This is a genomic window from Vibrio vulnificus NBRC 15645 = ATCC 27562, assembly GCF_002224265.1.
GTDB lineage: Bacteria > Pseudomonadota > Gammaproteobacteria > Enterobacterales > Vibrionaceae > Vibrio > Vibrio vulnificus.
The window spans coordinates 2,922,171-2,937,115 of sequence record NZ_CP012881.1; the positions used below are offsets into that span (position 1 = coordinate 2,922,171).

The 14,945-nt window shown below is 40.9% G+C and carries 16 protein-coding genes; 13 read left to right on the forward strand and 3 right to left on the reverse strand.

The features are described 5' to 3' along the window. Positions 1-42: 42 nt before the first annotated feature. Complete coding sequence (locus AOT11_RS13420; RefSeq protein ID WP_017421054.1) at positions 43-1,005, reverse strand: integron integrase; 963 nt, start codon at positions 1,003-1,005, stop codon at positions 43-45. Between the two features lie 720 nt (positions 1,006-1,725). Between AOT11_RS13420 and AOT11_RS13440 the strand changes: the two genes are divergently transcribed. Further along, the gene (locus AOT11_RS13440; RefSeq protein WP_017420663.1) at positions 1,726-2,199 is read left to right on the forward strand and encodes a GNAT family N-acetyltransferase; all 474 of its coding nucleotides are present in this window, start codon (positions 1,726-1,728) and stop codon (positions 2,197-2,199) included. 207 nt (positions 2,200-2,406) lie between these two features. Here the strand turns inward: AOT11_RS13440 and AOT11_RS23525 are convergent, their stop codons facing one another. Continuing rightward, positions 2,407-2,700: a hypothetical protein gene (locus AOT11_RS23525; RefSeq protein WP_153993834.1), complete on the reverse strand. Its 294-nt coding sequence runs from the start codon at positions 2,698-2,700 to the stop codon at positions 2,407-2,409. A gap of 264 nt (positions 2,701-2,964) precedes the next feature. Next, on the reverse strand, positions 2,965-3,273 hold the full coding sequence (locus AOT11_RS13460; protein WP_197467482.1) for a thiamine-binding protein: 309 nt from the start codon (positions 3,271-3,273) through the stop codon (positions 2,965-2,967). 260 nt (positions 3,274-3,533) lie between these two features. Between AOT11_RS13460 and AOT11_RS13465 the strand changes: the two genes are divergently transcribed. The 12 genes from AOT11_RS13465 (at position 3,534) to AOT11_RS13545 (ending at position 14,372) form a co-directional block, all read left to right on the forward strand. After that, a complete protein-coding gene (locus tag AOT11_RS13465) occupies positions 3,534-4,043 on the forward strand; it encodes a hypothetical protein (RefSeq protein ID WP_017420665.1) in 510 nt (169 codons plus the stop codon). A gap of 142 nt (positions 4,044-4,185) precedes the next feature. Continuing rightward, entirely contained in the window at positions 4,186-4,638 is a 453-nt protein-coding gene (locus tag AOT11_RS13470; RefSeq protein ID WP_026050566.1) for a hypothetical protein, read from the forward strand. 1,007 nt (positions 4,639-5,645) lie between these two features. Next, complete coding sequence (locus AOT11_RS24245; RefSeq protein WP_017420633.1) at positions 5,646-6,602, forward strand: hypothetical protein; 957 nt, start codon at positions 5,646-5,648, stop codon at positions 6,600-6,602. Between the two features lie 176 nt (positions 6,603-6,778). After that, on the forward strand, positions 6,779-7,060 hold the full coding sequence (locus tag AOT11_RS23530; protein WP_026050377.1) for a hypothetical protein: 282 nt from the start codon (positions 6,779-6,781) through the stop codon (positions 7,058-7,060). Positions 7,061-7,216: 156 nt separating this feature from the next. Further along, positions 7,217-7,795: a YecA/YgfB family protein gene (locus AOT11_RS13490; protein WP_026050376.1), complete on the forward strand. Its 579-nt coding sequence runs from the start codon at positions 7,217-7,219 to the stop codon at positions 7,793-7,795. 152 nt (positions 7,796-7,947) lie between these two features. Beyond that, positions 7,948-8,361, forward strand: coding sequence for a hypothetical protein (locus AOT11_RS13495; RefSeq protein WP_017420634.1), 414 nt, complete (start codon positions 7,948-7,950; stop codon positions 8,359-8,361). Positions 8,362-9,102: 741 nt separating this feature from the next. Beyond that, positions 9,103-10,347 carry a group II intron reverse transcriptase/maturase gene (gene ltrA / locus AOT11_RS13505; RefSeq protein WP_237342674.1) on the forward strand — a complete coding sequence of 415 codons (1,245 nt, stop codon included), beginning with the start codon at positions 9,103-9,105 and terminating at the stop codon, positions 10,345-10,347. A gap of 670 nt (positions 10,348-11,017) precedes the next feature. Next, positions 11,018-11,239 (forward strand): VF530 family protein, encoded by a 222-nt coding sequence (locus AOT11_RS13520; protein WP_017420735.1) that lies wholly within the window; start codon positions 11,018-11,020, stop codon positions 11,237-11,239. Positions 11,240-11,386: 147 nt separating this feature from the next. Further along, positions 11,387-12,220: a hypothetical protein gene (locus AOT11_RS23350; RefSeq protein ID WP_026050383.1), complete on the forward strand. Its 834-nt coding sequence runs from the start codon at positions 11,387-11,389 to the stop codon at positions 12,218-12,220. A 609-nt stretch (positions 12,221-12,829) separates the two neighbouring features. Continuing rightward, complete coding sequence (locus tag AOT11_RS13530; protein WP_026050382.1) at positions 12,830-13,132, forward strand: hypothetical protein; 303 nt, start codon at positions 12,830-12,832, stop codon at positions 13,130-13,132. A gap of 150 nt (positions 13,133-13,282) precedes the next feature. Next, positions 13,283-13,924, forward strand: a complete 642-nt coding sequence (locus AOT11_RS13535; RefSeq protein WP_017420732.1) for a hypothetical protein — start codon at positions 13,283-13,285, stop codon at positions 13,922-13,924. Between the two features lie 229 nt (positions 13,925-14,153). Beyond that, entirely contained in the window at positions 14,154-14,372 is a 219-nt protein-coding gene (locus tag AOT11_RS13545; protein WP_017420731.1) for a DUF6500 family protein, read from the forward strand. The last annotated feature ends 573 nt before the right edge of the window (positions 14,373-14,945 follow it).

Genomic DNA, 14,945 nt, shown 5'->3' on the forward strand with positions numbered 1-14,945 from the left:
AGAGAAAGGAGAGCTTCGGCTCTCCTTTTTTATGCCTCAAAGTTAAAGGTTCGATAATGGGCTTAGCACGCCGCCAGCACCTCTCTCTAGTACGTGTGTGTATATCTGTGTCGTTTTGACGTCAGAATGGCCTAATTGCTCTTGTACTGTTCTTATATCAGCCCCTGATTCTAATAAGTGGGTAGCGAAGCTATGCCGAAGGGTATGACACGTGACAGTCTTTTCTATACCCGCATCCTTAGCCGCTCTTTTAACCGCTCTTTGCAAGGACTGTTCGTTTATATGGTGCCTGCGCAATAGGTTTGACTCGGGATCAATGGATAACTTTTCTGAAGGGAAAAGATAGTGCCAGTTAAAATCCATTTCAGCACCGCGATATTTCCTTTGTAACGAATGTGTCAGCCAAACACCAGAATAGCCAGGTGTGTTGATGTCCTTCTGATAGTAGCGAAGTGCTAACTCTTCTTGTTGTTTAAGCATGGGGAACAGCTCTTTTGCCAATGTTACTGTCCGGTTCTTACCTCCTTTTCCTTGCCATATCCGCAGTGCCCCATAGTGGTAATCTATGTCTTGAACCCTGAGCCGTACACATTCCATGACACGCAAACCTGATCCGTAAAGTAGCATGATGTGCAGTTTGTAACGTGGGTCAATGTGCTGAATTAAGGAACGGAGTTCTGACTTAGTCAGGACTACTGGCAGCTTCCTATCTAGAAGTGATTTTTGAAATTTTATCTCGTTACTTAATGGGGTTCTAAAGTATTCTCGATATAAAAACATTATCGAATTCAAAGCTAGCGCCTGGGTTTTTGCTGCCACTTTTTGTTCCAACGCGAGATAACTTAAAAACTCTTCAACGTGTGTCTCATTCAGAGTCGAAGGATGAGCCATTTTGTGGAAAATAATGTATTGCTTAATCCAGCTTATATACGCTTGTATGGTTTTACTCGCATAATGACGTGTTCTCATATGATCTTGAACACTTAAGAGAAACTGATTTTTCATCCTGATGAGTGCCTGTTTTTATATACAGTTATTCATTTTTAGCAGGATAAAAAAATTAGGCTACACATTGATACTTAATTGGGATCGTTAACATGTATTTCCATCCAAAATTGATATTTGTTTCATATGGTTATGTGATAGCATGCGAATTATCTTCATCTTCGAGGATGCGGTAGCGTGGGCGATTATACCTACAAGTAGATGTATAGAGAGCGTTATGTTTAGTCACGTAAAATCAGTTGGTTGCATCTTTTCTTTGTTCCTTCGTATTTCTAATTTTGGTCTTGTCGGCAGGTTAACTTCAGTGGTCGCTGTTTTCTGGACTCCAATTCGTGGGCGCTAAAAATTCAGAGAGTTGCCTCATTGAAATGCAGAGTGTAGGCGAGGTGAGTGAAGTGATTTTGATTTCAAAGTTAAAGCCCGGCTTTTCGGTTTTCCACGTTAAAACTCAAAGTCAGAACATTCAAAATTATGAGTTAATTCAGCTTTTTAGCGTCTGGTTTTGGTTTGCAAAGGTAAGTCGAGTTAAGCTATTGGTATCGCAAACTTAACCCTTTGAGCCTTAAACATAACAAGGCGTTTAAGTGGGATTCATGCCGCGTGGCATTTTTGGTATGCGGTGAATTTTGGTGGTGAAAGTGGTCTGCGGAAAGTTGGTTTAGGCGGCACTCACCCCTTAACGCAGCGTTAGGTTAATCTATTCAACGTAGGGAGTAATAAATGGAATTTGTCCCCGTAAATATTGAAACGGAGGGTACTCTCGATTTGTGTGTTCAATTTCGTCGTGATGCACATTTCGTAAGTTTTGGAGATGACACTAACTTTAATGTCGGCGAGACTAAAGCGTGGTTTACAAAGCTAAACACATTTGACAATTCTGGCTTTTATCATGTTTTCAAAAACAATGAGGTTATAGGTCAAATAGAATTCCGAAATGGCTTGCTGGATGAACAAGGAGTGAAGTTCGGCTACATTAACTTACTGTATTTGTTACCAGAATATCGCAATAAAGGTTTAGGTAGTGAGCTAGAAGACTTTATATTCGCTCAGTTCAAAAACGAGCGATGTGCGTATGCTCACTTGCGCTATACACCTGCTAATTTACAAGCAGTTAGTTTCTATCATAAGCATGGTTGGACTGATGTGGGTGAGATTGGCGAGCGCGGACAATTAGCAGAAAAACGATTAACCTAACAAAGCGTTAAAGAGGGATTCATGCCGCGTGGCATTTTTGGTATGCGGCGAGTTTTGGTGGTGAAAGTGGTCTGCGGAAGGTTGGTTTAGGCGGCATTCACCCCTTAACGCAGCGTTAGTTGGCAAGAGGGAAAACGCAGCTATATCGCAAGATCTAGCGGTAAAAGCTTAAAGTTAAAATTGTCGTATCGGCGTTCGAACTCAGTGTTAATCAGCTCGGTAAAAATCCAAAATTGGCATCGTTGCACTAGTTGACTTGTTCTTTGGCTCTGAGACTTTTTGGGTAACTGAGTTGTACTTTCTTGCTGAAACTTTGCTCTTTGAATTTGTCGTTTTAAAAGCTGATTTACTTGCTGAAAGGACGTTTTCTTTAGTGTGGTCAATTCTACGTGGTTTCAGCGACTTTGTTGAAAGTCCGCATTGTGAGATTGGTTTTCCAAAAGCGCTTTTGGGTGTTGTGAGTTCGTTTTCTGCGGCGTTGAAAATTCCAAGTGGTTTCATTGAGTAGCCGCTTTGAGACTACGCCTGACTAAAGTGCATCAATGCACATAAAGTTTGTTGTTTTAAAAGTTTAAAATAACGTAAAATCAATGTTTTGGGTTTGCCAACTAACAAACTGTTCAAGAGGGATTCACAACGCGTGGCATTTTAACTATGCGTTGGTTTTAGTGTTTAAGGCGGTATGCGGTGGCTTCGGTATTGCGTTGTTCACCCCTTAACAGGGCGTTAGCCGTCACGCTGAATGTTCAGGTGACGGCATAAGAATTAGTTATTTACGAACATGTGGTTAGCTTTAGTTACACCTCTGTCGTAAGTACAGAATGTGTCTGTAGCAGCTTCAGTTTTACTGTGAATCTTGATGTTGGTAATCACCTCGACAGCACCCGCATCGTAGCAAGCTTGTTGCGCAGCTTTTACAATCTCTAGCAGTTGGTTTAGTTCGCCTTTTAAAGTGGTTTCCATCGCACTCACTTGAAATGGGACACCAGAGGCTTTGACAACCTCAATAGCTTTATCGACGACTTCAAAGTTATTCCCTTCTTTTAGTCGAGGTATAACTTGGAAAGCTAGCATGACTTGATCTAGCAGTGGTTTTTGATTTGACATCAATAATTTCTCACTGGTTTTTGTTGGTATTGAGCTGCGTATAGTAACATCAATTCGAAGCATCGAGGTTTCACGTTGAGAGTGTCGGCTAACAAACGCTTCAAGAGGGACAGCCAACGCGTGGCATTTTTACAATGCGTTGGTTTTTTTGATTACGAAGTTATGCGGCAAGTTGGCAGTTGCGTTGGCTGCCCCTTAAGCGGGCGTTATGTTTAATGAGGTAATTGGTGAGAGACTCAATCTTTTCAAAAGTGTTTTTTAGGAATTCAGGCTTAGATGTTGGTATTTTAACGTGGTTAAAGCTAACTCTGCTTGAGTCCTACTTAGGAGAGCAAGTTATTGATATTATTTTGTCAGTTTCATCATATCAGACAAAATCTATAACTTGGGAAGGAGATGATACTGTAGTGGGTGGCTACAAGGGAGCGCTAGAATATTTCATTCCGGCAACTTTGATTAATAAGTACCTCAAACCACAGATACTTGAACTATTAGAAGTGAAGTATTTTCGTCAATATCAAGTTTTAATTATGGAGCAAGGTGATGCTGGAGAGGAACTATATTCTGCCAATCCAGAAAACCTGCCAATATTGTCTGAGCTCAAGTTAAGCTATAACACGATCTGGGTAGCAATCAATATTGCTATCGATATTTTGGTTTACGTTCTTACAAACGATATCTCAGCAGCACTTTTAAGTGGTGCTGTTATTGAGTTTATAAGACGCTTTAAGTTTTAAACATAACAAGCAATTTAAGTGGGATTCACAACGCTCGGCATTTTTGCTTCTACTTCAAAGTTAGTGTTTATGGCACAATGCTTTAGGTTTGGTGGGGGCGTTGTTCACCCCTTAATTGGGCGTTATGTGTAATGAGGATACTATGCAAAAATTCGCAGCTGTTTTAGGTTTGCTGTGTGTGCCTTATGTGTATGCTGAATCAATTGAAGGGTGTTATTTGGTTGCTGATGAGATAACCAGTTTTTCATCTGAAGAGTCAGAGATTCAGTCTACTTACGTAAAAATTTCAAGGTCTGCTGGAAACTACTCGGTCGAGGGTCTGATTTGGGGGGCTAATTTTCATGTTTGCCATATTGCTTCTCCGATTGAAGGCGTTGGTGGGCCACTGCAAATGAACTATGTCGACAATAAACTCGTCTATAGCTACAGTGAGGCCGAATACAACATTAATTGTGAGCTAGAATTCTCCTTTAAAGATAACTCATTGACAATAAAGGACTCTAATCATCATTGTTCTGAGTACGTCTTTTATTGTGGTGCTAGAGTTGGTTTAGATAAAGTTGAGTTACCCAAAGTAGCACAAGATTGCCCTTAAATTACACATAACAAAGCGTTCAAGAGGGACTTGGCACGCGTGGCATTTTCGGTTTGCGTTGGGTTCGGTGGTTACGGCACTGTGCGGTAGCTTTAGTATTGCGTGCCTGCGCCCCTTAACGCGGCGTTATGTTTAGTCACGTAAAATCAGTCGGTTGCATCTTTTCTTTGCTTTCTCAGCTTTCTAATTTTGGTCTTGTCGGCAAGTTACGTTTAGTGGTCGCTGTTTTCTGGACTCCTATTCGTGGGCGCGAAAAATTCAGAGAATTGCCTCATTGAAATTCAGTGCGCTTGTGAGTCGAATGAAGCTGCCTTAGTTTTAAGTTTGAGCTCAAGTTTTCTGTTTCTCACGCTAAAACTCAAAGTCATTAAAACTAAATTTATGAGTTAATTCAGCTTTTTAGCGTCTAGTTTTGGTTTGCAAAGGTAAGTCGAGTTAAGCTCTTGGTATCGCAAACTCAACCCTTTGTGTCTTAAACATAACAAGGCGTTTAAGAGGGATTCATGCCGCGTGGCATTTTGGGTATGAGGTGAATTTTGGTGGTGAAAGTGGTCTGCGGAGGCTTGGTTTAGGCGGCACTCACCCCTTAACGCAGCGTTATGCTTAATCAGGTAAAATCAGTGGTTTATGGTTTTTCTTTGCTCCCTCAGCTTTTCAGTTTGGTGTTTGTCGGCAAGTTGGCTGTTTTGAGCGCTGTTTTTCGGACATCCATTCTTTGGCGCTGGAAATTCCGAGAGTTGCCTCAATCAATTTTTGGGTAAGCGCGAGGTTAGGGCGGTTGGCTCAATCAGAAATCCATTTATAGGTTTTCAAACTTCAAACCAGATTTGCCAAAATTCCTAGTCTGATTATCAAAACTATGATTCATTTCGGTTTTCTACGTTTTGGTTTTTGTTTGTAAATCAAAGTCGAGTTAATCTTGTTTTTAGTAAAACGTAAGCCATTGAAGCTTAAGCATAACAAGGCGTTTAAGTGGGATTCATGCCGCGTGGCATTTTGGGTATGCGGTGAATTTTGGTGGTGAAAGTGGTCTGCGGAAAGTTGGTTTAGGCGGCACTCACCCCTTAACGCGGCGTTATGCAATTTATGAGGATATTATGAAGAATACCAACTTCCTATATGGAAATTTTTGGCTTTGGTTCCCTTTTTGGATACTACTTCTAATAGTTGCGCTTTTTACTGAAAACGATCTCATCGAAGGTTTAGCGGCTAGTTTGCTACTTATGTGTCTAGCAGCTATGGCTACATTTCATAACATGGATATAAATGAAAAGAAAAAAAAGAGTCGAGAAGAACTAGATGACTATATCGAATTTCTCGAAATAATTTCCTCTCGTTATTTGGCAATAAGAAAATTATGCGATCTTTGTAATGAAGTTACGGTTAATGACTCAAGGTTTACTCGCGGACTCCAGGTGCCAGAACTTACCGTTACAACGCTACATACAGGGATAAAATACAGTAAATATAACTTTCTAATAAAAGCTATGCTGAATCAGGAAAAGATGAAAGGTAAGCGTTATAAAGCGCTGGATGTGATTACGTATACAGATTTGGAATTGCGATATCATAATCTAATGTCAATGATTGAAAAGAGAAACTGTGCGCACAATGAGATAATGAAAAAAATTAGTGGCGTTAGCCCATATGGGGGTGAGGAGTTCTTTTACCCAAATTTCAAAGAATTCTCACAAATCATGAGTTTTTATGAATTATCTTCATTTTTGGAGCAAACTGAGAAAATTATTATTGAAATGAATTATTTGATTTTTGATTATCAAGAGGTGACTGAGCATCTGAAAAATTCGTTTGCGTTTATGTTTAGTCCGGAAGCTGTTCGTGAGTTCGGAGGAATATTTGAAGTCCCACTATATGAAGATAAGTTGAAATTCTCATATGTTGAATTATCAGAAACTGAAGTGTCTGTGCTAAAGGGTTCAAGATACCCTAACCCAATTGCATAACAAAGCGTTTAAGTGGGATTCATGCCGCGTGGCATTTTTGGTATGCGGTGTTTTTTGGTGGTGAAAGTGGTCTGCGGAAACTTGGTTTATGCGGCATTCACCCCTTAACGCAGCGTTATGTGTCTTGTTGGCTATCTGCCATACTTGTTAAGGGAAATTTGTTAGCAGGTAGCACTATGGATGATAAGCAGTTGGATCGTAGCTTACGATCAATCGGCAAAGAGTGTTTTGTTAAATACTACGAGTTGTTTCAGGATCGAAGCTGGTCAAAAGAAGACTTGATTGAGCACTTGATAGCGGTTGAGGGCTATCAAGAGTCTGGTTGTATTACGCGAATATCGCAATCTAGGCGTATATTCAATGATCACCGCGAATACGATGCTTTGGATATGATTATTAGTTCTAATCGTTTACCTATTGAAATTATTGAAAAAGCTAGAAAACTCAGACTTCAATAGGCAACACATAACAAACAATTTAAGAGTGATTCCCCACGCTTGGCATTTTTGGCTTGGGTTAAGTTTAGTGTTTACGGCGTTCAATTTTAGTGTCGTGGTCGCGTGGCTCACACCTTAATTGGGCGTTATAGCGCTTGTGTAGCTAGGAGTATTAGCTTGCAGTATTTTGATTTACCAGATTTAAGTAGTGTCTTACTGAAGAAACTCGGGGTGAAAGACTTGATAAAGGTTCGAGTAAGCCCTGATGTAGCTGCATTGCCTAGAAACTGCTTAAACAACGTCAACTCTTATATTGAAAGACATGGTGGTAGTGTACAGCTAGGGTGGATTTTTTCTTGCCTGGGCAATATAGCAATTAAAATGACCGCTCACGCTGTTGTTAAGTTACCTGACAACTCATTGATCTGCGTTACACCAAATGAATATCGTTCTGGCTTATTAAAGTTTGCTCCGGACAGCTCGGTGGAAGATTTAATTCATGATAATTTTCTTCCGACTAAGTTTGTAGCTCTGATCGACGACCAGTCTTTAAAAGACTACATTGCGATTGAAGTTGAGCAAGATCAATTGAGGCTAAATAGTAAGGGTTTTGTAGCTGCGTCCGACTTACAGCAGTTTCATTTGCGAGCATCTTTACTGTATCCAGCGATCTTAAATTTAGCCAAAAAGCATACTGGTAGAAATGATCAGTGTTACTGTGGCTCTGGAAAAAAGAATAAAAAGTGTTGTGAATAAATCGCTATAACAAACTGTTTAAGAGTGATTCGCAACGCGTGGCATTTATACTATGCGTTGGTTTAGGTGTTTAAGGTGGTATGCGGCGGCATCGGTATTGCGTTGCTCACACCTTAACAGGGCGTTATGTGTCTCATAGGATAAATTTTCGCATGAATGGATATACTAAATGGGCTGTTTTGTTCGTGGCAGTCGTAGTCACAGGGTGTGATGGGCGAGTTAAAACCGAGAGTGAATCAGTGGGCTTCTTTATCTCTTCTGAATCTGTGTCAGGAATTCCAATTTCAGATCTTGTCTCGTCTCTCGAAAATCTTCCCAATCAAGTTGGTGGATGTGATGCTGTATATCAAAAGCCAACAAATGAGTTGTTGATTCAGTGCTCAAAGAGAGGTTTCAATTATACGAATGGTCAAGTAGAGGCAGCATTATCACAAGATGTTGACTTAAAAGTAGCCGAAATTCATGGGCAGCTTATTTACAAATGGTCAGTGGATGACATTAATTGCTCTATAGCAATTGAGGAGGAAAATGACATTTTCGAGCTTTGGTGTGGACGAGGCACATAACAAACGCTTTAAGACGGATTCGCAACGCGTGGCATTTTTACCATGCGTTCATTTTAGTGATTTAGGCGGTTTGCAGAAGCATCGTATTGCGTTGCTCACCACTTAAGCGGGCGTTATGCTTAATCAAGTAAAAGTGTGCCGTGGGCACAGGATCCTGTTATCTAAGGAAGGTAAACAGGAGAATGAGCATAAGCTCATGAAGAGATGGAGGTAGGCCCTCCAGAGTCTGCTGTCGGAAGTCGGCTCTAAACCACTTTCAAGTGGCTGTTATTAAGAGTAATGGTCAGAAGCGTTGAAGGAAAGTCAGAATAGAATTCTGGCAAGGTAGAGTGCAAGGAGATGAGTAATCCCGAACCCATGTGGACGCGTCGTTAATTAGAACCAGCATCAAAACTGAGGTCGTTTTATTATCTCAGGACGAGTACACCGGTAAATTCCGAATGCTGGGTGTGCGGTGCTCGGCGTAAAGTGGGCATGACTTTGCACTAGGCTCTTTGTGGGAACCACGGGAACCAGTCATCACGATGTAAAGGAAGAAATATAAATGACTAAATTCATGAGTATGAGAGTACCGATGCGTGATACTGGGGCGGAGCAATTCGTAGTAGTGATGAAGGGCTTGTAATGAGCGTGGAGCGAAGGGATTGCGTCAAGTCGGTTGGAACGATGACTCAACTGCCGACAGGCAGGAGGAGGTCGCACGGACAACCAAAACCTTTTGCAATATCCAAATGGGATGTAATGACTGCGTTCGAGAAGGTAAAAGCCAACAAAGGCGGAGCCGGAGTGGATGGAGTAACGATAGAGGACTTTGAAAAAGACCTTAAAAACAACCTTTACAAGATATGGAACAGAATGTCATCGGGGTCCTACTTTCCCACACCGGTCGCAGCGGTAAGTATACCGAAAAAGTCTGGTGGAGAGAGGGTATTGGGTATCCCAACGGTCAGCGACCGAGTGGCGCAAACTGTGGTAAGAGACAAGCTTGAAATCATGCTCGAGCATCACTTCCTAGATGACTCTTACGGCTATCGAGTGGGTAAATCTGCTCATGATGCGATAGAAGTCACTAGAAGACGATGTTGGCAGTATGATTGGGTACTAGAGTTTGATATCAAAGGTCTCTTTGACAATATTCGTCATGACTTGTTGATGAAAGCGGTAAAGAAACATGTTCAGCTCGCTGAAGAGAGTCAGAGCCGGGATTATCAATGGATAACACTGTACATCGAAAGGTGGTTAGTTGCTCCGTTACAGAAAGCAGATGGGACGCAAACAGAAAGAGAGTTAGGAACGCCACAAGGTGGCGTGGTAAGCCCAGTGCTTGCCAACCTATTTCTTCACTATGTTTTTGATAAATGGCTGGAGAAGAATTATCCAGACAACCCATGGTGTCGATACGCAGATGATGGACTTGTCCATGCAAGGACAAAGCCGAAAGCGGAGAAGTTGAGGGATGAGCTAGCGAAGCGCTTCAAGGAGTGCGGACTGGAGATGCACCCAATTAAGACGAAGATTGTTTACTGCAAAGATGATATTAGACGAGGGTCAGGTAAGCATATAGAGCATAAACAATTTGATTTTCTAGGGTATACCTTCAGGGCCAGAACAAATAAGTGTAAACGTACAGGTCAACTCTATAATCGATTCCTGCCTGCGGTCAGTATGGCAGCAAAGAAAGTCATGCGAAGGCAAATCAGAGAGCTAAGAGTTCGCCAGGAAACGCAGTACAGCTTAGAGCAATTAAGCAGATGGTTAAGTCCAATGCTGAATGGTTGGATAAACTACTACGGAAAGTTCAGGCGAAGCGAATTAGACTCGGTATTCAGACACTTCAACAAGACTTTAGTACGTTGGGCGAGAAGGAAATTCAAATCGCTAAAATGTCACAAAAGTCGAACCGTAGCGTTCTTTGATAAGCTATCGGCTCAATGCCCTAGATTGTTTCCTCACTGGAAATTTGGTTCAGCAAGAAGTTTTACTTGATGGGAGCCGTATGAGCTGAGAGGTTCACGTACGGTTCTGCGAGAGGCTGCTGGGGTGGTTCCGGTGGCCTACTCACCTCAGTTGGTTATGGTTTTTTCTTTGTTCCCTCGGCTTTTCAGTTCGGTGTTTGTCGGCAAGTTGGCTTTTTTTGAGCGCTGTTTTTCGGACGCTTATTCTTTGGTGCTGAAAACTCTGAGTGTTGCCTCAATCGATTTTCGGAGAAGCGCGAGGTTAGGGTGGTTGGCTCAATCAGAAATCCATTTCTAGGTTTTCAAACTTCAAACTGGATTAGCCAAAATTCCGAACCTGAATATCAAAACTATGATTCATTTCGGTTTCCTACGTTTTGGTTTTTGTTTGTAAATCAAAGTCGAGTTAATCTTGTTTTTAGTAAAACGTAAGCCATTGAAGCTTAAGCATAACAAGGCGTTTAAGCGGGATTCATGCCGCATGGCATTTTTGGTTTGCAGTGAGTTTTGGTGGTGAAAGTGGTCTGCGGAAAGTTGGTTTATGCGGCATTCACCCCTTAACGCGGCGTTATGCAAATATTCAAATCAGCCCATTTCTCAGTGCTTATGTCTTAGGCTTTGGATGTAAATAAAATGGCTAACTGGCCAAAGCATTCTGGTAAACTGCGTCCAAACTAAGCGGTATTATTAGGACCAAAGCAATGAGCCAAGATCAGCCAAACAACCCTTTACATGGATTAACGTTAGAGAAAATCCTTGTTCGCTTACAAGAGCACTATGGTTGGGAAGGGTTAGACAGAGAAATTCAAATTAACTGTTTTTACAGCAATCCATCAATCAAATCTTCTCTCAAGTTTTTGCGTCGCACACAGTGGGCGAGAGACAAGGTTGAGGCTTTGTATATAGATACGTTTTGCCGTTAGAACATTTGCATAACAAAGCGTTTAAGAGGGATTCATGCCGCATGGCATTTTTGGTTTGCAGTGAGTTTTGGTGGTGAAAGTGGTGTGCGGAAACTTGGTTTATGCGGCACTCACCCCTTAACGCGGCGTTATAAGCAAAAGGACAGTATGAAGACAGTTATCATCACACTTCTATCAATTCTTCTCTTTCAAGGGATTTTGGTCGTTTTTTCAGGAGCTTCTGTGGTCTTTAATGACTTAAATGGTGGCTTTACTCTATTTGTAGATGTCGCATCGAAAGGCGCTACAATTGGTGTGTTTATTTGGGCTGTTTTCCTTTTTCAAGAGCAACGGAAGGAAAAGAAGGCAGATACTAGCCTACAGCGTTCAAAAGATCTTAGCTTTAGGCTTATTGACTTCGTAGGTAGTTCTAATTATTCACTGAATAAAAATTCAGCGAATGTATTGATAGCATACTTATCATCGTTGAAAGCCGAAGTTGGGAATAAGAACTCAACGGAAACACATTTAAAAGAATACAAGTTGGCTCTTGATATTGTAAATGAGTCACTAAAGGTAGTGACTCTTAGAGATATAATCGGTGTTGAGAGTGAAAATGATTATGATGGTGTTATCGAAACACTCACAGCCCAATATAAAGTTCAAGATAGCTTGAAGGCAATTGATCCAGACCTGTGTAGACGGATTGAAAGTGGCGAAATTAGTAATACAAATTTCTCTATTAATCCGCCTGATAGCGCATTGCGTTTATGGCAAATAGAAGAAATTATGAAATATGTCTTTGAGGCTACAGAAGAACAAGTCGTAGAATCACTGGAACGTGAGCCAAATTGCTTCACAGATAAGCATCATCATATTCCTGTTTTGTTTGCCTATTATTACTTCTATACGGAAGGCTTATTGCACGTTAGTAAAGACAAAACATGGAGCTTTTCAACTAATGGGATTTTGATGGCATGTGAACGTGAATTTTGCTTATAACAAGCAATTTAAGAGGGATTCACAACGCTTGGCACTTTTGCTTCTACTTCAGTTTTAGTGTTTATGGCACAATGCTTTAGGTATGGGGGAAGGCGTTGTTCACCCCTTAATTGGGCGTTATGCTTAATCACGCAAAATCAGTGGGTTATGATTGTTCTTTGTTCCCTTGGCTTGTGAGTTTTGTGTTGCTCGGCAAGTCGACTTCGTTTGGCGCTGTTTTCCGGACACTTATTCTTTGGCGCTAAAAATTCTAAGAGTTGCCTCAGTCAATTTTCGGGCAAGCGCGAGGTTAGGGCGGTTGGCTCAATCGGAAATTTGATCTTAGGTTTTTGAGTTTTGACTGCCAAAGTTCAAAGTCTGATTTTCAAAATTATGAGTCATTTCTGTTTTCTACGTTTTGGTTTTTGTTTGTGAACCAAAGTCGAGTTAATCTTGGCTTGGGTAAAACGTAAGCCATTGAAGCTTAAGCATAACAAAGCGTTAAAGAGGGACTTGGCACGCGTGGCATTTTCAGTTTGCGTTGGGTTTAGTGGTTACGGCACTATGCGGTAGCTTTTGTATTGCGTGCCTGCGCCCCTTAACGCGGCGTTATGTGTACAGGAGAAAGCAATGAGAGTTATTGATACTGAAGAGCAGCGGTGGTTCTTGTTTGAACATGAAGATGTGCTCTACTTAGATGCTAACTGTAATCATAGCTTTTTGGGCTACACATATATGATTAAACTCAACGAGGCTGAATTAAACCTATATCAATCCGAAGGTAGGGAGTATCTAAACCTGCTTTCTCACGATATCCATTATTCGGCACCTATCGCTCAAGGGAGCCAGTCAGCTTTTAAAGGTCGAGATGTGACTAAACAGTTTTCAACTCTATCCCTTGAAGCTATAGAAAAATGGCGAGCGTTGAAGTAAACACATAACAAGCAATTTAAGAGGGATTCACAACGCTTGGCATTTTTGCTTCTACTTCAAATTTAGTGTTTATGGCACAATGCTTTAGGTGTGGGTGGTAGCGTTGTTCACCCCTTAATTGGGCGTTAAGTTTATAATGGAGTTCAATAATTGATCGGAAAATCAGATTTTACAGTCGTATATGTTTCAGCCATAGTTTTAATCTCGTTTGGGCTCCTGATTGGGATAAACCTTCCAAGCGAAGGTGATATTAAATGGACAGACATATTGTCCTCAGTTTCCAATTTTGCTATGGCATTAATTGCATATCGGGCATTAAATGTATGGAAATCTCAATTAAAGCACTCCAAGCGGGTCGAACAAATTGAAACCTTAAGAATGCGACTCGATGTATTAATAAGTGCGTTTAATACAAAACTATTGAGGGTATATGACCAAAAACGCAATGACGTAGGCGATTTACTAGATAGTTTCAATCCTTGTGAACAATATTTGAACAACAAGAAAGAATATGAATGCAATCACATTCATGAACTTAATGAAGCGATTAAAGAGTACACGTTCAACTTAGATAACTATCAGTCATCGTTTGGATATCCACTTCCAGAATCATTGATGTTTACAGAAATTAAAAAACATCTAGATGAGCTTGAGCAACAACTTTATTGCTGTTATTTGAATCAAGAGAAAGCATTTCCAGTATTTTATAATTCAGTTTCATCCAAATTGTCTAACTATCGGATCCAAATGCAAGCTGATCTAAAAGATGAAATGAGTGCGCTTTGGAAATAAACTTAACAAACGGTTCAAGAGGGACAGCCAACGCGTGGCATTTTTATTATGCGTTGGTTTTTGTGGTTATGATGTTATGCGGAAGCTTGGTAGTGGCGTTGTCTGCCCCTTAACCGGGCGTTATGGCTTCTTTCAAAAGTTACACTGGTTGGATGAACAGTGTTTATTGTTTGTGTTCTATTCGTTGTGTAAAGTATTGTTTTTACTTTAATCAAAGAGGGCATAATGAATGCGTGAATCCTTACGCTGTAAAGTGCTAGATGTTTGTGCTAAGAAAATCGCACAAAAGGGTGAGAATGTTGGTGTTTCATTTTATGCATTTTTCGCTAATAAAAACGACGATCCAATGTTGTTAATGGAAGCAGCTACTTGGTGGATTCAAACTCACCAGCTAGATCACTTCGAAAAAGCCAACAAAATCATAGAAATGATTAAATCAGGCAAGTAAAGAACACCTTAAGTCCAAGCCATAACAAGGCGTTTAAGAGGGATTCATGCCGCGTGGCATTTTTGGTTTGCGGTTGGTTTTGGTGATGAAAGTGGTATGCGGAAGGTTGGTTTGTGCGGCACTCACCCCTTAACGCAGCGTTATGCTTAATCACGTAAAATCAGTTGGTTATGGTTTTTCTTTGTTCCCTTAGCTGATTAGTTTTGTGTTTGTCGGCAAGTTGGCTGTTTTTAGCGCTGTTTTTCGGACACTTATTCTTTGGCGCTAGAAATTCAGAGAGTTGCCTCAATCAATTTTTGGGCCAGCGCGAGGTTAGGGCGGTTGGCTCAATCAGAAATCCATTTCTAGGTTTCAAACTTCAAATTGGATTTTGCCAAAATTCCAAGTCTGATTCTCAAAACCATGATTCATTTCGGTTTTCTACGTTTTGGCTTTGCGTGTAAATCTAAGTCGAGTTAATCTTGTTTTTAGTAAATCGTAAGCTATTGAATCTTAAGCATAACAAGGCGTTTAAGTGGGATTCATGCCGCGTGGCATTTTTGGTTTGCAGTGAGTTTTGGTGGTGAAAATGGT